The 21557-nt window shown below is 64.8% G+C and carries 21 protein-coding genes and 1 pseudogene; 10 read left to right on the top strand and 12 right to left on the bottom strand.

The annotated features are described in order from the left end of the window. Position 1: 1 nt before the first annotated feature. Both ABD923_RS02585 and ABD923_RS02580 read left to right on the top strand, forming a co-directional pair. Complete coding sequence (locus ABD923_RS02585) at positions 2–1438, top strand: cytochrome ubiquinol oxidase subunit I (RefSeq protein WP_222188604.1); 1437 nt, start codon at positions 2–4, stop codon at positions 1436–1438. A 5-nt stretch (positions 1439–1443) separates the two neighbouring features. After that, positions 1444–2457, top strand: a complete 1014-nt coding sequence (locus ABD923_RS02580; protein WP_259546843.1) for a cytochrome d ubiquinol oxidase subunit II — start codon at positions 1444–1446, stop codon at positions 2455–2457. Here ABD923_RS02580 and ABD923_RS02575 read toward each other — a convergent pair. From ABD923_RS02575 to ABD923_RS02550, 6 genes are read right to left on the bottom strand one after another with little or no spacing between them, the layout of a single operon-like run. Continuing rightward, the gene (locus ABD923_RS02575; RefSeq protein ID WP_259546844.1) at positions 2448–2879 is read right to left on the bottom strand and encodes a Na+/H+ antiporter subunit G; all 432 of its coding nucleotides are present in this window, start codon (positions 2877–2879) and stop codon (positions 2448–2450) included. The genes ABD923_RS02580 and ABD923_RS02575 overlap by 10 nt on opposite strands. 7 nt (positions 2880–2886) lie before the next feature. Then, positions 2887–3156, bottom strand: a complete 270-nt coding sequence (locus tag ABD923_RS02570) for a K+/H+ antiporter subunit F (protein WP_259546845.1) — start codon at positions 3154–3156, stop codon at positions 2887–2889. Continuing rightward, a complete protein-coding gene (locus tag ABD923_RS02565; protein WP_222188611.1) occupies positions 3153–3644 on the bottom strand; it encodes a Na+/H+ antiporter subunit E in 492 nt (163 codons plus the stop codon). The genes ABD923_RS02570 and ABD923_RS02565 overlap by 4 nt, the downstream gene beginning before the upstream one ends. Before the next feature lie 3 nt (positions 3645–3647). Continuing rightward, a complete protein-coding gene (locus ABD923_RS02560) occupies positions 3648–5201 on the bottom strand; it encodes a monovalent cation/H+ antiporter subunit D (RefSeq protein ID WP_259546846.1) in 1554 nt (517 codons plus the stop codon). Beyond that, entirely contained in the window at positions 5198–5563 is a 366-nt protein-coding gene (locus tag ABD923_RS02555) for a Na+/H+ antiporter subunit C (protein WP_222188616.1), read from the bottom strand. The genes ABD923_RS02560 and ABD923_RS02555 overlap by 4 nt, the downstream gene beginning before the upstream one ends. A 1-nt stretch (position 5564) precedes the next feature. Then, positions 5565–8426, bottom strand: a complete 2862-nt coding sequence (locus ABD923_RS02550; RefSeq protein WP_259546847.1) for a monovalent cation/H+ antiporter subunit A — start codon at positions 8424–8426, stop codon at positions 5565–5567. Between the two features lie 532 nt (positions 8427–8958). On the opposite strand from ABD923_RS02550, the gene cobT reads away from it, so the two are divergent. Both cobT and cobS read left to right on the top strand, forming a co-directional pair. Beyond that, positions 8959–9963 carry a nicotinate-nucleotide--dimethylbenzimidazole phosphoribosyltransferase gene (gene cobT / locus ABD923_RS02545; protein ID WP_259546848.1) on the top strand — a complete coding sequence of 335 codons (1005 nt, stop codon included), beginning with the start codon at positions 8959–8961 and terminating at the stop codon, positions 9961–9963. Then, positions 9960–10718, top strand: a complete 759-nt coding sequence (gene cobS, locus ABD923_RS02540) for an adenosylcobinamide-GDP ribazoletransferase (protein ID WP_259546849.1) — start codon at positions 9960–9962, stop codon at positions 10716–10718. Before cobT ends, cobS begins: the two co-directional genes overlap by 4 nt. On the opposite strand, the gene ABD923_RS02535 is transcribed toward cobS, so the two are convergent. Then, positions 10698–11018: a hypothetical protein gene (locus ABD923_RS02535; protein WP_259546851.1), complete on the bottom strand. Its 321-nt coding sequence runs from the start codon at positions 11016–11018 to the stop codon at positions 10698–10700. The genes cobS and ABD923_RS02535 overlap by 21 nt on opposite strands. An 806-nt stretch (positions 11019–11824) precedes the next feature. On the opposite strand from ABD923_RS02535, the gene pufB reads away from it, so the two are divergent. The 4 genes from pufB to ABD923_RS02515 all read left to right on the top strand — a co-directional run bounded on the left by pufB (position 11825) and on the right by ABD923_RS02515 (position 14530). After that, entirely contained in the window at positions 11825–11980 is a 156-nt protein-coding gene (pufB, locus tag ABD923_RS02530) for a light-harvesting antenna LH1, beta subunit (RefSeq protein WP_259546852.1), read from the top strand. Positions 11981–11992: 12 nt separating this feature from the next. Continuing rightward, complete coding sequence (locus ABD923_RS02525; RefSeq protein WP_259546854.1) at positions 11993–12286, top strand: light-harvesting protein; 294 nt, start codon at positions 11993–11995, stop codon at positions 12284–12286. 115 nt (positions 12287–12401) lie between these two features. Further along, positions 12402–13844 carry a PucC family protein gene (locus ABD923_RS02520; RefSeq protein ID WP_259547437.1) on the top strand — a complete coding sequence of 481 codons (1443 nt, stop codon included), beginning with the start codon at positions 12402–12404 and terminating at the stop codon, positions 13842–13844. Continuing rightward, positions 13841–14530: a hypothetical protein gene (locus ABD923_RS02515; protein ID WP_259546855.1), complete on the top strand. Its 690-nt coding sequence runs from the start codon at positions 13841–13843 to the stop codon at positions 14528–14530. The genes ABD923_RS02520 and ABD923_RS02515 overlap by 4 nt, the downstream gene beginning before the upstream one ends. Before the next feature lie 463 nt (positions 14531–14993). Here the strand turns inward: ABD923_RS02515 and ABD923_RS02510 are convergent, their stop codons facing one another. Beyond that, positions 14994–15182: a TetR/AcrR family transcriptional regulator gene (locus ABD923_RS02510; protein ID WP_259546856.1), complete on the bottom strand. Its 189-nt coding sequence runs from the start codon at positions 15180–15182 to the stop codon at positions 14994–14996. A gap of 474 nt (positions 15183–15656) precedes the next feature. On the opposite strand from ABD923_RS02510, the pseudogene ABD923_RS02505 reads away from it, so the two are divergent. Next, positions 15657–15843, top strand: a pseudogene (locus ABD923_RS02505) (oxidoreductase C-terminal domain-containing protein); the annotation flags it as partial. Positions 15844–15880: 37 nt separating this feature from the next. On the opposite strand, the gene ABD923_RS02500 reads toward ABD923_RS02505, so the two are convergent. The 4 genes from ABD923_RS02500 to ABD923_RS02485 all read right to left on the bottom strand — a co-directional run bounded on the left by ABD923_RS02500 (position 15881) and on the right by ABD923_RS02485 (position 20454). Beyond that, positions 15881–16537 carry a dienelactone hydrolase family protein gene (locus tag ABD923_RS02500; RefSeq protein WP_259546857.1) on the bottom strand — a complete coding sequence of 219 codons (657 nt, stop codon included), beginning with the start codon at positions 16535–16537 and terminating at the stop codon, positions 15881–15883. A 64-nt stretch (positions 16538–16601) separates the two neighbouring features. Then, positions 16602–17573: a TAXI family TRAP transporter solute-binding subunit gene (locus tag ABD923_RS02495; RefSeq protein WP_259546858.1), complete on the bottom strand. Its 972-nt coding sequence runs from the start codon at positions 17571–17573 to the stop codon at positions 16602–16604. A gap of 29 nt (positions 17574–17602) precedes the next feature. Then, complete coding sequence (locus ABD923_RS02490; RefSeq protein WP_259546859.1) at positions 17603–19549, bottom strand: TRAP transporter permease; 1947 nt, start codon at positions 19547–19549, stop codon at positions 17603–17605. Beyond that, entirely contained in the window at positions 19546–20454 is a 909-nt protein-coding gene (locus ABD923_RS02485; protein WP_259546860.1) for an amidohydrolase family protein, read from the bottom strand. The genes ABD923_RS02490 and ABD923_RS02485 overlap by 4 nt, the downstream gene beginning before the upstream one ends. Before the next feature lie 101 nt (positions 20455–20555). Between ABD923_RS02485 and ABD923_RS02480 the strand changes: the two genes are divergently transcribed. Next, positions 20556–21500, top strand: a complete 945-nt coding sequence (locus ABD923_RS02480; RefSeq protein WP_259546862.1) for a LysR family transcriptional regulator — start codon at positions 20556–20558, stop codon at positions 21498–21500. Positions 21501–21557: the final 57 nt, after the last annotated feature.

The raw sequence follows: 21557 nt of genomic DNA, 5'->3' as shown, positions 1-21557 counted from the left end.
CATGGAAACGCTCGACACCCTCATCCTCAGCCGCATCCAGTTCGCGGCGAATATCTCGTTTCACATCCTGTTTCCGACCATCACCATCGCCCTTGGCTGGGTGCTGTTCTTCTTCCGGGTGCGCTTTGCCCAGACGCAGGACGACAAGTGGATGGCGGCCTACCGCTTCTGGGTGAAGGTCTTTGCCCTCAGCTTCGCCATGGGCGTCGTGTCGGGCATCACCATGTCCTTCCAGTTCGGCACCAACTGGCCGGGCTTCATGGAAACCGTGGGCAATATCGCGGGCCCCCTGCTGGCCTACGAGGTGATGACGGCCTTCTTCCTCGAAGCGGTGTTCATCGGCATCATGCTGTTCGGCTTTTCGCGGGTGCCGGGCTGGCTGCACATGCTGGCCACCTTTCTCGTCGCCTTCGGCACCACCATGTCGGCCTTCTGGATCATCGTGCTGAACAGCTGGATGCATACGCCGCAGGGTTTCGAGATGATCGACGGCGTGGCGCACGCCACCAGCTGGGTCGAGATCATCTTCAACCCGTCCATGCCCTATCGCTTTGCACATATGATGCTGGCCAGCTTCCTGACCGTGGGCTTTCTGGTGGCGGGCGTCTCGGCCTTCCGCTGGCTGATCGGCGACCGGTCGCGCGAAGTGCGCGCGATGCTCAAGACCGGCGTGGCGATCGGCGCCCTGCTGATCCCGGTGCAGATCTTCATGGGCGACCTGCACGGTCTGAACACGAAAGAGTATCAGCCCGCCAAGGTCGCCGCGATGGAAGGTCTGTGGGAAACCCAGGAAGGCGCACCGCTGGTCCTGTTCGGCATTCCGGACGAAGAAGCCCGCGAAAACCGCCATGCCATCGAGATCCCGGGCCTTGCCTCCTTCATCCTGACGCACGAGTGGGACGGCGAGTTGACCGGCCTGAACGATTTCGTGGCCGAGGACGGAACCGCCCTGCACCCGCCGGTGGCCCCTGTCTTCTGGTCCTTCCGCGTGATGGTCGGCACGGGCGTTGCCATGCTGCTGCTCAGCTGGGCCGCGGTCTGGTTCATGTGGCGCCGCCGCGACCGGCACGAGGGGCAGATCGCAGGCCACTGGTTCGCGGTCGAAGGGTTGCCCAAACCGATCCTCTACGCGCTGGTGCCGATGGCCTTTTCGGGCTGGGTCGCCACGCTGGCCGGTTGGTACACGACCGAGATCGGCCGCCAGCCTTGGCTGGTACAGGGGGTCATGACGACCGAGATGGCCGTGGCCGAGGTGCCCGCGCCGATGGTCCTGGGTACGCTGGTCACCTATCTGGCGATCTACGCCGCCCTGCTCCTGGCCTATATCGGCGTCATCGCCTACCTCGCGCGCAAGGCCGCGCGCGGGGATGACGGACGCGCCATCGACATGAGCCATTCGGGCAAGGCGCAGGTCGCCGCCCTGAGCCCTGCGGAGTGACGCCGATGCTGCCTGATTTCGCCAACCCCGCCGACTGGCTGCCCTGGACCTTCGCCTCGCTCATGGGGCTGTCCATCCTGATCTATGTCGTGCTGGACGGGTTCGACCTCGGTGTCGGCATCCTGTTTCCGCTGGCCGGACCGGCGGAGCAGGACCGCATGATCGGCTCGATCGGGCCGTTCTGGGATGCCAACGAGACATGGCTCGTGCTGGCGGTGGGTCTGCTTCTGGTGGCCTTTCCACAGGCGCACGGGATGATCCTCTCCACGCTTTACCTGCCGGTCTTCGTCATGCTGGTGGGCCTGATCCTGCGCGGCGTGGCCTTCGAGTTCCGCGCCAAGGCCCGCGCACAGCACAAGCGCTTGTGGAACCGCCTGTTCTTCACCGGCAGCCTGATGACCGCCTTGGCGCAGGGGTTCATGCTGGGGCTCTACATCATGGGGCTGGAGCAGACGCGCGCCACCTACGCCTTTGCCACGCTGACGGCGGTTTTTCTTGCCGTTGGCTACAGCTTCATCGGTGCGACCTGGCTAATCCACAAGACCGAAGGCGCACTGCAATGGAAGGCCGTGCGCTGGGGCCGAGAGAGCCTTTGGGGCGTGATCCTCGGGATCGGGGCGGTGTCGCTGGCCACGCCGCTGGTCAGCACCCGCATCTTTGACAAGTGGCTGGCAGCGCCGCAGGTCTTCTACCTGGCCCCACTGCCGATCCTGTCGGGGCTGGCGATCGTGTGGCTGTGGCGCATGCTGCGGGCCATGCCCTTCGCCGAGGATCGTCGATCCTGGCTGCCCTTCGCCGTCTCGACCGGCCTGTTCGCCTTGGCCTATATCGGCATGGCCTACAGCTTCTACCCCTATGTCGTGCCGGAACGGCTGACAATTTACGAGGCCGCTGCAGCGCCCGAAAGCCTGCTGATCATCCTTGTCGGGGCGGCTTTCGTCATTCCGACCATCCTCGGCTACTCGATCCTCGCCTACACGATCTTCCGCGGCAAGGCGACGGACCTGCGCTACGACTGAGCGCCACCATCCTTGGCGGGATCGAGCACAACCGGCTCGGTCCCGTTTTCCGGCGCCTGCACGCTTTCCGGCGGATCGTCATAGATCGACCAGCCGTAACCGCTCTGGCTCTCCGGCAGATCCTGCTTACGGAGATTGCGCGCCATATAGGTCTTGGCGATGAAATTCGCAGTGATCGGCGCGGTCAGGAACAGGAACAGCGTGATCAGCAGCTCATGCACCGAAAGGTGCCCCTTCTCGACGTAGAAATAGATCATCGAGGCGATCAGCACGCCACCGACGCCGAGCGTCGTGGCCTTGGTCGGCGCATGCAACCGTTGCAGCGAGTTCTTCAGCTTCACAAGGCCGAACGACCCGACAAAGCCGAAGACCCCGCTGATGACGAGGAAGATCGAGATGAGCAGTTCGGCTGCGAAACTCATGTCTGCCTCACTCGATGATGTCGCCGCGAAGGACGAAACGGCAATAGGCGACGGTCGAGACGAACCCCACCATCGCGACCAGCATGGCCGCTTCGAAATAGATCGCCGTGCCGCGCCACACGCCATAAAGCACCAACAGCGCGATGACATTGATCACCATCGTGTCCAGCGCGAGGATGCGGTCGGCCGGGTCCGGCCCGACCCCGATGCGCCACAGGTCCAGCAGGAGCGCGATCCCGTAGCAACCGGCCGTGAAGTAGAGGGCGTATTCGATCATTGGAAGATCTCCTTCAGGCGGCGTTCGTAGCGGGACTTGATGTCGTCCCGGACGCTTTCGGGATCGTCGGTATGCAGGCAATGCACGAGGATGCTGCGCCCGTCGGCCGACAGCGTCGCAGACACCGTGCCCGGCGTCATGGTGATGGTGCCGGCCAGAACCGTGATCGCCTCGGCCGAGGTCAGTTCCAGCGGGATCGGGATCCAGTGCGACCGGATGCTCGGCTCGCGCTTGAACAGGATGATCATGGCCACCTGCACATTCGCGACGATGATGTCCCACAAGACGATCAGGAAGTATTCCAGCACCTTCAGCGGATGGCCCAGCTTCGGCCGGTTCGGCCAATAGGGCGCGGTCACCATCGGGATCACAAGGCCGAACCCCAGGCCGAGGATCAGGTTGCCCAGCGTGAAGGTGTTGACCAGGCCCAGCCAGACCAGAACCAGCGTCAGGCTGAGCAGCGGGTGGGGAACGAGACGGCGCAGCATCGATCAGTCCTCCTCACCGGGAACGGGGTCGAGAACGGCGGAGACATAGCCGTCGCGGTCAAAGAGCTGCCCCGACGTGTCCTCCAGATAAGCCGCCACCGGCCCGGCAAAGATCGCAAGACCAGCCAGCGCCGCCAGCGCCAACATGGTCGGTGCGACCTGCAAAGCGCCCGCCCGCGCCTGGGGAACGGGCGCCCCCTCTTCCTCATCGGTGGGTTCGGGCGTCAGCACAGGGATGGCCGTCGATTTCCAGAACAGCGCACTCCCGGCGCGGGCGAAGCCCACGATGGTCAGCAGCGAGCCGATCAGGATCGCCGACCATGCCCAGGGCATCTCGCCCGGGGCGCGCAACGCGTCCAGCACCAGAAGCTTGCCCAGGAAACCGCTGAGGGGCGGCATGCCTGCCATGGCGATGGCCGCGGCAAAGAACAGCGCCGCGAAAAGGCCGTTCTGCACCGTCGCCGGGACCGGTTGCAGGCTGTCGCTGTTGCGTTGCGTCACGATCAGATCGGCCACGAGGAACAGGCAGGCCGCGGCGAAGGTCGAGTGGATCATGTAATAGAGCGCAGCCGTCGTCGCCACGGGCGAGAATGCCGCCACCGCCACCAGAAGCGTGCCCATCGACCCCACCACTGAGAAGGCGATCAACCCCATCAAGCGGCGCGCCCCCAGAACACCGAAGGCCCCGACCGCGATGGTCACGATCGCCGCCGGGAACAGCAGCGACGCGACCAGACCATCCGTGCCGGGAATGCCCGGACCGAAGGAAATCGTGTGGACCCGCAGGATGGCGTAAGCGCCGACCTTGGTCATGATCGCGAACAGCGCGGCCACCGGCGCCGGCGCGTTGGCGTAGGTCGCGGGCAGCCAGAACTGCACCGGGAACAGCGCCGCTTTCACCGCAAAAACGATCATCAACAGCGTTGCGGCGACCCGCACCAGCGCCGCCTCTTCCGCCGGGATCTCGGCCACGCGCACGGCAAGGTCGGCGATGTTCAGCGTGCCCGTGGACGCGTAAAGCGTCCCCAATGCGAACAGGAACAGCGTCGACCCGGCGAGGTTCATCACCACGTATTGCAGGCCCGCGCGCATCCGCTCGCGCCCGCCGGAATGGATCATCAACCCGTAAGAGGCGATCAGAAGAACCTCGAAGAACACGAAAAGGTTGAAGACGTCGCCCGTCAGGAAGGCGCCGCAGATACCCATGAGCTGGAACTGGAACAGCGCATGGAAATGCCGCCCCCGCGCATCCCAGCCGGTCGCGATGGCATGGATCAAGGCGATCAACGCCAGGATCGAGGTCAACAGCACCATCAGCGCCGACAGGCGGTCGAGCACCAGCACGATGCCGAAAGGCGCAGGCCAGTCACCCAGCCGGTAGATATGCGTCTGCCCATCGGCGGCCAAAATGACCAGCCCCACGGCGATGGCGGCCAGCAAGGCCGTGCCCGCAACCGAGGCGGTGCGCGCCAGCGTGATGTCGTGGCGCATCACGAAACCGATCAGCGGCGCCAGCATCGCCGGCAGAACCACGGGCAGGATGATCCAGTGCATCATGCTTGGGTGTCCTTCTCGGGGGCGGCCGCGTCATCGGCGGTGTCGATATCGATGCGGTCGGTCTCGGACTCGAAGAATGCGCCCAGCCCGATCATCACCAGGACCGCCGTCATCCCGAAGGAGATCACGATCGCGGTCAGAACCAGGGCTTGCGGCAGCGGGTCGGTGTAGCTTGCCTCGCCATAGGGCGACAGGATCGGCGACTGGTCGATCGACAACCGTCCGCTGGCGAAGATGAACACGTTCACGGCATAGGACAGCAGCGCGAGGCCGAGGATCACCGGGAATGTGCGCAGGCGCAGCATCAGGTAGACGCCCCCCGCGGTCAGCACGCCGACCGTGCTTGCAACGATCAACTCCATCTCAGTCCTCCGTGTCGCGGTCTTTTGCCGCCTCACCCGGGTCGTAATCCATCGGACCCTCGTTCACCGTCTGACCGGCAAAGCGCGCGATGCGGCTGAGGCTGTAGAGCATCAGCATCACCGCGCCCAGAACGGTCAGGAACACGCCCAGGTCGAACAGCATGGCCGTGGCCAGCTCGAACTCTTCGATGGGCGGCAGGTGGATATAGGTGAAGGCGCTGGTCAGGAAGGGCTTCCCGGCAAGCCAAGCCCCTGCCCCCGTCAGCCCTGCAATCACCACGCCCAACCCGATCAGCGTGTGATACTCGATCCGCTTGCGCTCCTGCGTCCAGGCAAAGCCCGAGGCCATGTATTGCATCAACAGCGCAATGGCGACGACGAGGCCGGCAACGAAGCCGCCGCCCGGCTGGTTATGCCCGCGCAGGAAGATATAAAGGCCCACGACCATCGCGATGGGCATCAGCACGCGGGTCACGACCACCATCATCAGCGGGTGCCGGTCGCGCGAGCGATCCTCCGAGTAATCGGTGTTCTTCAGCCGCCGCGCCGACGGGCCATCCAGCAGCGCATGCATCAGGGCGTAGATCAGCAGGCCCGCGATCCCCAGCACGATGATCTCGCCATAGGTGTCATAGCCCCGGAAATCGACGAGGATCACGTTCACCACGTTGGTGCCGCCGCCGCCCTCGTAGCTGTTCGCGACATGGAAGCCCGAGATCGTGTCGATATCGCGCATCAGGAAGGCATAGGCCAGCGCGCCGACGCCACCGCCCGCCGCCAGGCCGATCAGCCCGTCGCGCAGTCTCAAGCCGGTGGAGCTTTCCTTGGGCGTGAGTTTTGGCAGGAAATGCAACGCCAGCAGCAACAGCATGATCGTGACCGTCTCGACCGAGATCTGCGTCAGCGCGAGGTCGGGTGCCGAGAGGTAAACGAACCCGGCCGAGATCGACAGGCCGATGATCCCGATCAAGACCAGCGCGCGGAAGCGGTGGTGATGCATGCCGACGACCGAAATGGTGGCCACGATCAGCATGATCCAGCCCACCGCGATCACGAGCGGCACCGGCAGCATGTCGCGCGTCGGTGCGGACAGGCCGCTGCCGGCATAGGCGATGTAGCCAAGCGCGACCGCGGTCACCGTGAAAATCGCAAGGTATCGGCTGATCGCGCCGTTATGCGTGCTGTCGGTGATCCCGCGCGAGACAGCCACGATACCGGCGACGAGACGGTCGAAGATCGCCTTGGCCTCGGGCCGCGGCATGGCGATCCATCCCTTGTCCAACGGGCGATGCAGCATCAGCAACAGCGCGCCGCCCGCCACCGCGATCGCCGACTTCCAGAGCGCCGGTGTCACGCCATGCCAGATTTTCAGATGCGGGTGCAGGTCGGCCCCGGTCACGGCATTGGCCGCCGCGGTCACGATCCCTTCGGCAAGGAAGGGCGCGACACCGATCGCGATCACCAGCGTCGCCAGAAGCGCCGGCGCGGCCCACATGCCGAAGGGCGGATCATGCGGCATGTGCGGGTAGTCGTCGCGCTGCGGCCCGAGGAAGACATGGGCCACGAAGCGGAAGGAATAGGCCACCGACAGCAGCGCCCCCAGCGTCGCCAGGACCGGCACGGCGTATTGGCTGCCGAACCAGTCGGTGTGCGAGGCCTCTTCCAGCATCATCTCTTTCGACAGGAACCCGTTGAACAGCGGGATGCCCGCCATCGACAACGCCGCCACCGTCCCGATCAGGAAAGTGACCGGCATCAGGTGGCGCAGGCCCCCCAGCCGCTTGATGTCGCGGGTATGCGTTTCGTGATCGACGATCCCCGCCGTCATGAAGAGCGCGGCCTTGAAGGTCAGGTGGTTGATGATGTGGAACACGGCCGCGACGGCGGCCGCTTCGGTTCCGAACCCAAGCAGCATGGTCAAAAGGCCCAGGTGGCTGACCGTCGAAAAGGCCAGCAGCGCCTTCAGGTCATCCTTGAAGAGCGCGATCAGCGCGCCGAGGACCATCGTGACAAGGCCAGTGGTCGCGACGATGTAGAACCACGCATCGGTGCCCGCCAAGACCGGCCACATCCGTGCCATGAGGAAAACGCCCGCCTTCACCATCGTGGCCGAATGCAGGTAGGCCGAAACGGGCGTCGGCGCGGCCATCGCGTGCGGCAGCCAGAAATGGAACGGGAACTGCGCCGACTTGGTGAAGGCCCCCAGCAGGATCAGGATCAGCGCGGGCAGATACCACTCCGAGGCCCGGATCGCCTCGCCCGCCTGCAGGATGTCGGTCAGGTTGTAGCTGCCCGCGATATTGCCGAGGATCAGCATGCCCCCGATCATCGCCAGCCCCCCCGCGCCCGTCACGGCCAGCGCCATGCGCGCGCCCTGGCGGCCTTCGGGGAGGTGCTTCCAATAGCCGATCAGCAGGAAGGACGAGAGCGAGGTCAGCTCCCAGAAAATAAGCAAAAGCAGGATGTTGTCCGAAATCACGATGCCAAGCATCGCACCCTGGAACAACAGCAGGTAGGTGTAGAACTGTCCCATCGGGTCGGCGCTCGACAGGTAGAACCGCGCATAAAGCGTGATCAGCAAGCCCATACCGAGGATCATCCCGGCAAAGAGCAGGCCCAGCCCATCGAGGAAGAACGACGCGGAAAGGCCCAGTTGCGGCAGCCACTCGATCTCGGCCTGGATCACCTCGCCGCGCAACACGGCCGGGGCAAGGATCATCAGCATGACAAGCGCCAGGGCGGTCGGTGCCGCCGTGAAAAAGGCGGATGCCGTGCGACCGGCGCGGATCATCAACCCCGGGACAAGCGCACCAATGAAAGGCAGCAACGCAATGATAAAGAGGAGATGCCCCGCGTGGCTCATGCTTTGACCTTATTCAGCTTTCAAGTCGTGTGATAGGTAACGTTCAACCCGCGGGGCTGTAAAACATAGCTTCCGCCTTTGCGTAAGACTGATTTTGCCGCGCACCGGGCGAAAGGGCGTGATCGCACAGGAAGAAAATGCCCAGTGCCGAGGGCAAAATGCCCTACGCGGGGGGCCAGCGCATTACAGACAACCAACACCATTGCCAGAGGCTGCGACGGGGCGGCTGCGACATCGGGGCGGCATTCCTCTCTTCACAAAACCGGCCAAATTTGATCTTCCCGCGGTCGATGGAAAGGTCGAGCAAGATTACCGGTAGCGTCCATTCGGGGAAACGTGGTTTCGCCCAGCGCACGGCGCTGCGCCTGAGCCATGCCTCGAAAGCGGGACCGGAATATTCGGCCCCAAGGTGGCAAACCTCACCCGAAATACCTGTTCTCGCCCCGGCCTCCATTTCCGTCATGCAAAACGCCAAATGCGCCGTTCGCCTTGGCTTTTGCGTCGAAGATCCTCTCGTGAAAGTAAACGTTCGATGACCTCGCTTACCGATCTATCAAAGCTCGACGATATCCTCGCCCTGGACCTGCCCGCCCCGGATGCCGGCGCGATCGAGGCCGCGCGCGCGCGACAGAACGACCTGACCAAGCCACCGGGGTCCCTCGGGCGGCTCGAGGATCTTGCCGCCTTCATGGCCGGATGGCAGGGCACTGACCGTCCCACGATCGACCGCGCGCAGGCCCTGGTGTTCGCTGGCAATCACGGCGTCTGTGCGCAAGGCGTGAACCCTTTCCCGCAGGCGGTCACCGCCCTGATGGTCGCGAATTTCGAGGCGGGCGGCGCGGCGATCAACCAACTGGCCCGCACGGCCGGGGCGGATATGACCGTCGTCCCACTCGACCTCGACCAGCCGACCGCCGATTTCACAACCGGTCCCGCGATGACCGGGGCCGAATGCCTCGACGCCTTTCTGAAAGGGGCGCAGGCCGTGGACAGCACGGCAAACATCGTGATCCTCGGCGAAATGGGCATCGGCAATTCGACCGTCTCGGCGGCCCTTGCCCATGCCATCTGCGGCGGCACGGCCGAGGATTGGGTCGGACGTGGCACGGGCAGCGATGAAGACGGACGTGCGCGCAAGGCCGACGTGGTGGCGCGCGGTGTCGAACAACATGGCCACTTGTCCCCGCTGGAGATCCTCGCCGCCCTCGGCGGCCGCGAGCAGGCCGCGATCTGTGGTGCGGTGGTGGCTGCACGTCTGGCGCGAATCCCGGTTCTGCTGGACGGATATATCTGCACGGCAGCCGTCGCCCCGCTTCACGGCGCAAATCCCGCCTTCCTCGATCACTGCCTGATCGGGCACCAGAGTGCCGAACCCGGCCACGCCCGCTTGTGTGGCGCGATGGAAAAGCAGCCGATCCTGCACCTCGGCATGGCCTTGGGGGAAGGCACCGGCGCGGCGCTGGCCCTTGGTGTCCTGCGCGGGGCCCTCGCGTGTCACAATGACATGGCCACCTTCGCCGAGGCTGGCATCGGATGACCAATGTTCTGCGCCGCAGGTGGGCCGAGATGCGCTTGGCAGTCGTGCTGCTGACGCGCCTGCCTGTGGGGCGGATGCAAGATTCGGCCACCGCGCTCGCAGAGGCGCGGTGGGCCTTTCCCTTCGTCGGCGTGATCGCCGGCGCAAGCCTTTGGGCAATTCTGCACCTGGCGCTTGCCTTGGGAGCAGGCCCGCTTGGCGCGGCCTTTCTCGCGCTCGGGGGGCTGGTCCTGCTGACCGGCGGCTTGCACCATGACGGCCTTGCCGATTTCGCGGACGGGATCGGCGGCGGCTGGAATCGCGAGCGGCGGCTCGAGATCATGCGCGACAGCCGCATCGGCAGCTACGGCGTGCTGGCCCTGATCTTCGCGGTGGGCATCGGCGTGGCGGGTGTGGCCGACCTCGGGTCCAGCCTGACCTTGGCCGCCGCGATCTTCGTGTCGGTCCTCTCACGCCTCGCGATGCTCGGGGTCCTGCTTTTCGTGCCCGCGGCCCGAGCGGACGGCCTTGGCCATGCCGCAGCGGACGGTGCCAATCTTGCCTGGGTGCCTGCCGCCCTGTTCGTCGTTGCCCTTGGGTTTGCCATCGGACTGCCCGCCGCCGCAGTCCTGGCCGCCGTGGGCCTTGTGTCGCTGGTGATCGCCCGCCTAGCCCAAAGCCGCATCGGCGGGCAGACGGGCGATGTCCTGGGGACAGTCCAATACATCGCCGAAACCACCGGCTGGCTTGTGTTGTCAGCAACCCTCGCGCCCTGATCGGCATGACCAAAAGGCCGGTGCGGGCGTGACGGCCCGCGCACGGCGGTCGCCAGATTGGCCGTGGTCGGGCGCGCGGTTTCTGCCGTCTGCCCCGCGCAAAGCGATGGGGACAGCTTGGGCGATCATTCCCTTTTGGCCGAAGGCCACATTGACGACGTGCAGAATGGGCGTTTGTCCGCGTTCATCCTGATAGATGCCCACGGTGAGGTTGAGTTTGTCCTGCCGAGGGTCATTCGCGAAGTATTCCGCCCCGATCATGATCGGATCGACAGGACAATCATAGATCTTTTCGAACAATTAATTGCCAAATCCTTGCGAATATTCGCTGAATGATTTCACTTTAAAGACCCGATCCAAGGTTATCCACAACCACACCCATCCCGGCATCCTTTCTGTTCGTCGTCCGGTTCGGCAACGGGATGTGCGCCTGAGCCACCCGACGTGGCGGTGGTCGACTGCAACGTCGAACCGATCACGCTGCCGATGGCATCCTGCTTTTCGCCATCACCGCCACGACCGGGAGTCCACTGGCCTGGATCATCCGGGAAACTCGGCGCTTCCTTCGCGACTCCCTCTGGGCGCCGCTGATTGTGATTGTCGCGCCCATGGTGTCGCCCTGACGGCCATGCAGTCCGAGTGCCGGGGGAACCTCAGTGAATGCGCGCGCCACTCTCCTGCCTTCAAGAAACGACTCAGCAGGCAGGACCGAGAATCCGACACGTGAAATAACCCCTAAATGGTTCGGATCAGGGCCGGCGACCCGCAATACTCTCCTGTCGAACCTCTGAAAAGCACAGGTCAACGCGCCTGCGGGGAAGTGCGACATGTGGAAACATGTGCGCACCCGTCGCCCGACATTGACGCAGGACAAAAACGCAATCCCTTGAAAAATATCACAATAATCTTTTCACTTTCATGGCGCCACCCAGCCAGATCCACAACTGTAGCCTTACGTTTACAGTTGAAAGTGTAAACTCAACTGGACATAATCAAGTCGGCGGGGCGTAGACCAGTTTCCGCCGGGGAAATGAGAGATTGATCGCCGACATGTCGTCCGGGGTCGTCGCTTGTTTCTGAACATCTGAACGGAAGAGGAGATCAGAATGTCAGATGATCCAGACAAAGTATGGCCGACAGGCCTGACGCTGAGCGAGGCCGAAGAGGTGCATAGCTACCTCATCGACGGCACCCGCGTTTTCGGGGCCATCGCCCTGTTGGCGCACCTGCTGACCGCAGTTGCCACGCCTTGGCTCGGGTAAGGAGGATACACCATGAACAATGCAAAAATCTGGTTGGTTGTTAAGCCGACCGTCGGCATTCCGGTGTTCCTCGGCGCAGTTGCCGTGGCTGGTTTCGCCACGCACGTTGCCGTCCTGAGCTACACCAGCTGGTACAACGACTACCTGCAAGGCCAGCCGCTCGGCACCACCGCCGCAGCAGCAACCGCCGAAGCAGCGCTGGTCGCACCCGAGGCAGAGTCGGCATCCTACGCCGCCACGCTCGACGGCGAACTGCCCGTCGATGTTCTTGCATCGGCGAGCGTCGCACCTCCTCTGGTGGAATAACGCTTCTGCAAGCCTGTGGCCCCACCGCTATCGGGGCCACAGGAAATTCCTCCGGATGATCGCCACGCACCGCCTTTTCGGCGGTCGTGGCCCCCCCCCGCCGGGACGCAAGGTGATGCCGTTCAACTACCGCCAATATGCCCTGACAAAGCTGTCGCGCATTACGCCGCGGTATCTCCCTTTCGCCGATGTGGCGACCGAGGACGTTCCTCTCCGGCAACTTCTGCGTCTGTCGCTGTTCCAGGTCACGGTCGGCATGGCGCTTGTCCTTCTGGTGGGGACCCTGAACCGGGTCATGATCGTGGAGCTCGGGGTGCCCGCGACATTGGTCGCCGGCATGCTGGCCCTGCCCCTTGTCTTCGCCCCGTTCAGAACCCTGATCGGGTTCAAATCCGACACCCATGTCTCTGCGCTTGGCTGGCGTCGAGTTCCCTTCATCTGGAAGGGAACGCTTTACCAGTTCGGTGGCTTCGCGTTCATGCCCTTCGCGCTACTGGTACTCTCCGGCTTCGCCGAGGCCGTGGACGCGCCGCGCTGGATTGGCCTGTCATCGGCCGCACTGTCCTTCCTTCTGGTCGGGGCGGGCGCCCACACCGTTCAGACGGCGGGCCTCGCGCTGGCGACCGACCTCGTCCGGGAAGAGGACCACCCCAAGGTCGTGGGCCTGATGTATGTCATGCTGCTGATCGGCATGGTGGTCAGCGCGCTGGTCTATGGCGCGCTGCTTTCGAATTACACGCCCGGTCGACTGATCCAGGTGATCCAGGGCACCGCCGTCGTGACCGTGGCCCTGAACCTGATCGCGATCTGGCAGCAGGAGGCGCGCGACCGCGCCCGGGCCCAAAGGCTGGCCGGGTCGATGCCGCCCACCTTCCGAGAGGCCTGGCGCCTGCTGGTCGCCCGCCCCGACATGATGCGTTTGCTGGTCGTGATCGGCCTTGGCACCTTCGGCTTCGGCATGGCGGATGTGCTTCTCGAACCCTACGGCGCGCAGGCGCTCGGCTTTTCCGTCGCCGAAACAACGCGGCTGACGGCGCTGCTCGCCGCGGGGACGCTTCTGGGCTTCGGCTATGCCTCCAAAGCGCTGGCGACGGGCGGGCGTCCGGCCCAACTGGGCTCGGTCGGGGCATTGATCGGCATCCCCGGCTTCATCGCCTTCATCCTGTCGCCCACGATCATGGGCACGCCCCTGTTCCTCGCCGGCACGCTGGCCACCGGGATCGGGGCCGGGCTCTTTGGCCATGCGACCCTGACCGCCACGATGCGCGCGGCCTCGGCAGACCAGATCGGCCTGTCGCTCGGCGCATGGGGCGCTGTTCAGGCAAGCTGCGCCGGTATCGGCGCCGCCCTTGCAGGGATCGTGCGCGATATTCTGGTCGAGCTGCGTCCCGTCGATGGACTCGAAGCCTACACGCCCTATAACGTCGTATTCATGGTCGAAATCGCGTTCCTTGCAGCGGCGATCATGATTGCGGTTCCAATGGTTATCCGGCAGCGCAAGACGCGCGCCAAAACGGTTGCTTCCGAGCAACAAACCACCCAGATGGAGGTCCCATGACAACGGTAATCACACGGCTATTCGCCTCCAAGGCACCGGCGCTCGCGCTGGCAGAACGCATGAAGGTCATGGGGTTCCCCCATGATGACGTCATCGTGGTCACGACGGCGTCCAAGGAACCCGCCGAAACCATGAAAAAGGCAGGCGTCAAGGACAAGACGGCCAGCGCCTACATGAAGCAGCTCGAAGGCGACGCAGCGGTGTTCATCGTGCGCGCGAGCTACAAGCCGCTGACCGCCACCACCATCGCACGCGATCTTCTGGCTGCCGAAGACACCGTGGACATGGGCAAGGTGGACGAGGAAAACTTCGTCAAGGATGCACCCGCCAAGTCCGCGCCGAAGATCCTGACGGATCACCCGCTTTTCTTCACCTCCCGCAAGAGCGTGGACAGCAAGCGCAACGGGTTGGTCACACCGGGTTGGGGCCTCAAGCTGCTGAGCAAGCGGAAGCCGCCGGAAAATGCCGTGATGAAAGGCGGCAAGTTCATGTCGCAGGGCATCTGGCCGATGCCCCTCGTCTCGGACAAGCCGCGTAAGAAATCCGTGATGGAGGATCACCGCTTCATGTCGGAGTCGTTCTGGCCCACCCCGCTTCTGTCGAACAAACCGCGCCATAAGTCGGTCACCCCCGGCGGGGACAAGCCGCTGTCGCGGATGCTGAACTGGCCGACGATCTCGCGCTGACGCGAGATCGCTCGAAGGACGGTCGCGCCGCACAGCCGGGGACACGCGAATGATCGCCTGCGCCTAGGCCGCATAAAGACCGTCCTTTGGGACTACACCTTGGCGCTCGGTCCGAATGGTTACATCGTTCGGTCCGGGCGGAGGGTCTCGGGTTGGCACCTTCGCATCCACCGGCCTGTTCTCGAAATGGCCAGTCTGTGGCCTTGTTTCGAAGGATCGGCGGATAGTCTGCCTGCCGGGTGCATCGGGGCATACAGACCACTCTGGATGCGGTCAGGGCCGGTCATTTCGTAAGAAATCGCGAGCGCAAGTTCGCACTCCTCCGGAACGTCGAAAACGGCAAGGGTGCGGTGCTGGGCGGGGCCCTCCACCCCGCCAGTCGCCAGAAGAACCAGTTGCGCCAGGTTTCACCCTCGGCCTCCAGGACGGCGGCGATCGATTCCTCCTTGGAGCCGAAGTGGTGCTAGAGCGTGGCCTTCGCGGTGCCCGCCCGGTTCAGGATGGAGTCGATCCCGGTCGCGGCGAACCCATGATTGCAGACCACGAAGGCCGCAGCGCTCATGATCCTGTCGCGCGCATTGTCTGGCGGCAGGGCGGCAAAGCTCCAGCCCGATCCGTCGCGGACGCAGATGTCCTGAACACCGCCTTTCATCTTGCACCTTCCCTTCCGCGACCGGGCAAATCGCGCCATGCGATCCGCAACCGGCTGACCCGATGCTCATCGGGATCGCGCGCCATCTACCGCTTACCCGGACCGAAAAACCAAGACAGATCCGTCAGGTGCCTGCGCTGCGGGGATTTCCGGCCGATCGAAAGCTTCGTGGCAAACCGGTTCAACCTCGGCACGGAGTATCGAGATGAATGATGCAACGACGCTCACCGCCTGGGACTTTGACGAAATCGACCGCATCTCTCGGGAAGACCTGGCCGCGATGGCCCGCACGATCGACGAGGAACAGGTCTATCTCAGGCCGCCGGGTTTCTACGACGATCAGGACATCACGCTGCTGACCGCCACACGCGTGGCCGCGATCGACGCCGACAGCATGACCCTGCGGATGGAGGGCGCAGGCACGCTCTCCGCCGATCAGATTGCGCTGACCACCGGGGCCGACCCGATCTGCCTGCCGGGGATTGCGCCTCCTTCCCGTGGACGGGGCGGCGCATTGCCTTGACAGCGTGCCCAACGCCATCGACCAGGCCGAGGCGACCGCCGCAACCCTGCTGGGACAGGGCGCGCCTATGTCGCGCGCCCGTGGTTCTGGTCCGATCAATACGACGTCAAGCTTCAGATCGCGGGGCTGAACACCGGCAGAGCGGGGCTGAACGCCCTGCCCTGGCGCTGCGCTCTCAGGCCAGGTGCTTTGCCAGGAACGCCTCGGTCCGATCATGGGCCATTGCCGCGGCATCGGCCACATAGGACGGGCGCGCATCGTTGGCGAAGGCATGCCCGGCCTCATAAAGGTGCACCTCCATCTCCGGCAGCGCGGCCTGGGCCTCGGCCCGCATCTCGGGCGGCACGTGATCGTCCTGCGCGCCGAAATGGGCCAGCACCGGGGCCTTCAACGGTTTGTCGAGGTATTGCGGCAGCCGCGTGCCGTAGAAGGACACGGCGCAGGCCACGTCCAGCACCTGCGCCGAGCGAATGGCCAGCCCGCCACCCCAGCAGAAACCGATGACACCGACCTTGCCGCCGCGCGCAGCAAGCGCCCCGACAGCCGCGTCGATATCCATCATCGTCTGGTCGAGATCCGAGGCCAGCATCATGTCACGGCCCCGCGGTGCCTCGTCAAAGGGGATAACCGCCCCCTTTTCATGGCGGTCGAACAGAGCGGGGATCGCCACGTCGTAGCCGAGCGCGGCGTAACGGTCGGCCACGCCCTTCAACTGATCGGTGATCCCGAAAATCTCCTGAACGATCACGAGGCCGCCGCGCCGGTCGCCCTGGGCACTCGCCATCCAGCAGTCGAGTTCATGGCCGTCGGCCGCCGTCAGGACCGTCATCATGTCGCGTCATCCTCGCGCAATGGAAGGGGTCCGCCCCGGCCATGGACCGGGGCGGACAGTCAGGTCACTCGGGCGTCGCCACACCGGCCTCGGTGTAATAGCGCAGCGCACCGGGGTGGTAGGGCATGGCATTCGCCGGCGCCATGTCGGCAAAGTCCGCCCGCGCGAAGGCCCCGAAGGAGGCGGCCAGTGCTTCCTGGTTCTGATGGATGATCGAGGTCAGGTTGTAGACCACCTCTTCATCCACGTCGGCATTCGTCAGCAGCATCCAGGGAACCGCCACAAGGTTGGCGCCCCAGTCCTGCAGGCCGTTGATATCCTCGTTCTGGGGCAATGCCAGGATCGAGCCCGAGGGCAGAACCTCGGCATAGGCCGCGAAGCCCTCTTCGCTGTCATCCATCGAGATGTAGCACAGGCCGCCACGGTCCTGCATCTGCACCGCTGCCTGCTGGCCCGCACCGGCATTCAGGCTGACCAGCGCGATATCGACAAGGCCATCGCCCAGCGCGTTGATTCCGTCGACGAAGGACGAGACCGGCACCTGCTCGAAATCGTCGTAGGACATGCCGCCCGAAGCCAGGATGCCCTCGATATAATAGGGAATGATCGTGGACGAGGTGTATTCCGACGCGATCCGCAGGTCGCCGCGTCCTTCGAGGTCGGCGACGGTCTGAAGGCCCATGTCGCAAGGCGCCATGACGCCGGTGGTCAGCGGGAACATGGTGCCGACAAGGCGCACGTTCGGATGCTCACGGTCGAAGTTGCCGCTGCCGGTATAGGCAAAGGCAGCCTCCGCGCCGTTCACGTAGCCGAAATCGACCTCGCCCGAGTTCAGAAGCGGCATGTAGCCGACCAGCGGCTGCGTGCGCACGGTCAGGCCATTGTCATTGGCGACCACGGCCACCGCCTGCCCCGAGTTGTAGGCGAGCGAGCCTTGCGCACCGGTGGCCATCGAAATGACCTGCGCCATCGCGCCCCCGGTCGTCAGCGCCAGCGCGGTCAGGCCCGCGCCCGTGAGAAGTTTAAGGTCCAACATGGTGTGCTCCCTTTTGGATTGGTGTCGTCTCAGGTCGTCCGATCACTGGTGCGTCCCCGGCGCAGGACGATCAGCCCCAGCGCCAGCGACAAGGCCGCCGCCGCGGCGATGCCGTGGGCCGCGGTCGACAGCCCGATAAAGCCAAGCGGCAGGGTCAGCGCGCCGAGCGCCACGAACAGCAGCCGAAGAAGGCTGTTCAGCGGCCCCGCCCAGTGGGCCGAGATGCCGATGGTCACCCCGGCGACGCCGATGGCGGTCAGGGTGGCGGCAATGGCAATATCCGTGGTCGAGCCGATGAACAGCAGCTCTGGCGTCGCGACGAACGCGAAAGGCAGGATGAAGGCCGCCCAGCCAATGCGCATCGCGGCAAGCCCCGTGGCCACCGCGCCGGCCTTGGAGATCGCGGCGGCGGCAAAGGCCGCCAGCGCCACGGGCGGGGTGATCATCGACATCATGCCGAAATAGAGGATGAAGAGATGCGCCGCGATGGGCTGCACCCCGGCCTCGACCAGCGAGGGCGCGACCAGCGAGGCAAGCAGCACGTAAACCCCCGAGGTCGGCATCCCCATCCCGAGGATGATGCAGACCACCGCCGAGATCAGAAGCAGCAGGATCAGGCTGGAGCCCACGGCATCGACCAGCACCAGCGTCAGCGCAAAGCCCAGGCCCGTGACATTCAGAACCCCGATCACGAAACCGGCCGCGGCAACGACCAGGATCAGGTCCACCATCGAGGTGCCGGTATCCACGAACACCTTGCCGAAGGTGCGCAACGTCAGGCGCGTTCCCTTGTACCCGCGCACCCAGCCCGCAACCGCGATGGCCACGGCGGCCAACAGCGCCGCGTCCTCGGGGTCCGAGCGCATCCCGAACAGCGCATAAAGCAGGATCGCGAAGGGGATCAGGAAATGCCAGCCCTGCACCATGACCTTGCGCACGGTCAGGTCCGCATCCTCGGGCGCCGCGATATCGTCGCGCGCCGCGATCAGGTCCACCTGCATGAAGGCGCCCAGATAGTAGAGAACCGCCGGGATCAGCGCCGCGGCCGCCACCTGGGCATAGGGAATGTCGAGAAATTCGGCCATCAGGAAGGCGGCCGCGCCCATGATCGGCGGCGTAAGCTGCCCCCCGGTCGAGGCGACGGCCTCGATCGCGCCCGCGTCTTCCTTGGAATAGCCGCCCCGCTGCATCAGCGGAATGGTGATGACCCCGGTGGTCGCCACGTTCGACACCGCCGAGCCCGAAATCGACCCGAACATCGCGGACCCGACCACGGCGATCTTGGCGCTGCCGCCCCGCGCCCGGCCCGTCGCGGCCATGGCGAGGTCGGTGAAAAAGGCCCCGCCGCCCGCCGCGAACAGAAGTTGGCCGAAGAACACGAACAGCAGAACCGTGATCGTGCCCACCGCCAGCGGCGACGAGAAGACGGCGGAACTGTCGAAGCCGACGTAATCCACCAGCCGCTGCGGTGACAGTTCGCGCCCCACCAGTCGCCCCGGCACGAGGTCGGCGAACAGGGCGTAGACCAGGAACACCGCCACGATCCCGAACAGCATCAGCCCGGCGCGGCGGCGGATCCCTTCCATCACGCCCAGAACCACGATCGCGCCGACCATGGTGATCTGCCACGGGCGGTAGAATTGCTCCTGCAACAGCCAGACGAAATCGATGGCCGCGTAGATCAGCGCGCCGAAACAGGCGACCGCGATGGCGAGATCAACGATGTTTGGCCGCGCCACGGGCCGTCCGCGCGGGCCGAACCGCAAGAAGGCGATGGTCAGGGCCAGCCCCAGTTGCAGCGCCATGTATTGCTGGCGCAGCAGGGCAAAGCCCAACCGCGTGTGCAGTTCGAGATTGTAGGCGATGCACGCCAGCACCATGACGCTTGCGAGAATGGCCACGACCCAACGGACCCAGCCGCCCGACGGCACCTCATCGGGGACGGCACCGGCTTCGACCGATTGCGAAACGCTCATGCCCCGACCTCCTCGGGCCAGTAAAGCCGCATCGGGTTGTCGATCAGAAGCTTGCGCTGCAAGGCATCGCTCGGCGCGATCTGCGGGATCATGTCGACCAGCGCGCCCTCGTCGGGCATGTGGCTTTTCATGTTGGGATGGGGCCAGTCCGTGCCCCAGAGCACGCGATCCGGGAAACGCTCGACCAGCGTGCGGGCAAAGGGCACCACGTCGTCATAGGGCGGCCCGGCGACGCTCAGCCGCTCGGGGCAGGACACCTTGATCCAGAAGCGTTGATCGCTCTCCATCAGGTCCAGCACATGGCCGAAACCTTCGCCATCCAGGCCGTCGGCCACCTCGGGCCGGCCCATGTGGTCGATCACGATCACGCCCGGCAGCGCGGTGATGAAGGGGGCCAGTTCAAGCAGTTCGGCGCTTTCGAAATAGACAACCGTGTGCCAGCCCAGGTCGGCGATGATCTCGGCGATGCGCACGTAGTCATCCTTGGGCGCATCCCCCACAAGACGCTTGAGGAAGTTGAAGCGCACGCCGCGCACGCCGCCCTCGTGAAGCGCGTTCAACTCGGCGCGCGAGATACCGGCATCGACCACCGCGACGCCCCGCGCCCGTCCCTCGGACCGGGCGATGGCATCGAGCATGGCGGCGTTGTCGGACCCGTGGCAGGTGGCCTGCACGATCACGTTGCGCGACAGGCCGAGATGATCGCGCAGGGCGAACAGGGTTTCGGCAGGCGCATCGACCGGCGTGTATTTCCGACGAGGCGAGAAGGGAAAGACCGCAGCCGGTCCGAAGACATGGCAATGCGCGTCGACCGCGCCCGCAGGCGGGCGATAGGCCGGCTTGGACGGTTCCGCGAGATAGGGCAGGTAATCCGGGTCGGGTCCGGTACGTTCGACGAGTTCCATGACGCTCCTCCTTCGTCCGTAACACCTTGACCAAGTCTCGACTATTTTTGAAATGGATAGTCGTGTTCCATTCCATCACTCAGAATGATATTAGGCTTGAAATGAAACTGAATTTCGACCTGAATCTTCTGATCGTTCTCCATGTTCTGCTGGAGGAACGCAGCGTCACCCGAACCGGAGAGCGACTCGGGCGCACCCAGTCGGCCATCTCGAACGCGCTGAAACGGCTGCGCGATCACTTCGATGATCCGCTCCTCGTGCGCACGCCCGACGGGCTCAGCCCGACCCCGCGCGCGGCGGAACTGGCCCCGCTCGTTGCGCGGATCCTGCGCGACGCGGGCACGGCCATCGCCCCGCGCGGCGGGTTCGACCCGGCCACGGCCAGCGCGCAATTCGCCATCGGCGCGCCGGACCGGTTCAACCTGCCCGTCTTCCTGCCTCTTCTGGAACATCTGGGCCGTGTCGCGCCCGGCATCGTGATCAACCTTCGCACCACCGACCGCGACTATGCCATCCGCCTGATCGACGAGGGCGAGATCGACATGGCCGTGGGCTGGTTCGACGCGACACCCCCGCATCTGCAACGCCGCCTCGCGTTCGAAGATCGCTTTGTCTGCCTCTGCCGCCGCGATCATCCGCTGGTCGCAGGCGGCCTTCATCCCACGCTCGACGAAATCCTGTCCTATGCGCACCTTGTCGTCAGCTCGACCGGCGACCGCCGCGCCGCCTTCGACGCCGTGCTCGACCGGCATGGCGTGCACCGCAACATCGCGGCAACCCTGATGAGTTTCACCATCGTGCCCGAATTGCTGCTGGCCTCGGACCTGATCGGGGTCTTCACACACCGCACGGCCGAGTATTTCGTCGAACGATATCCATTGGTGACCGCGCCCGTCCCGCTCGAGGTCGCGCCCATTGCCAATCACCTGATCTGGCATTCGAGGTTCGATGCCGACGAAGCCCATGGCTGGTTGCGCGGCCGGATCGAGAGGGCCTGCGCAGACAGGCTCGACGAGGGCGCGCGCGCAATCCGGCTCCGCGCCTGATCCCCGTCCAGCGTCGTCCGGGACCAAAGCCAGCACGACGCACGCGGGGCATCGTTC

Origin of the sequence: [Roseibacterium] beibuensis, assembly GCF_039542305.1 — a bacterium.
Classification (GTDB): Bacteria; Pseudomonadota; Alphaproteobacteria; order Rhodobacterales; family Rhodobacteraceae; genus Roseibacterium; species Roseibacterium beibuensis.
Note: the sequence above shows the minus strand (reverse complement) of the source record. Positions and strands in the feature narration are given on the sequence as shown.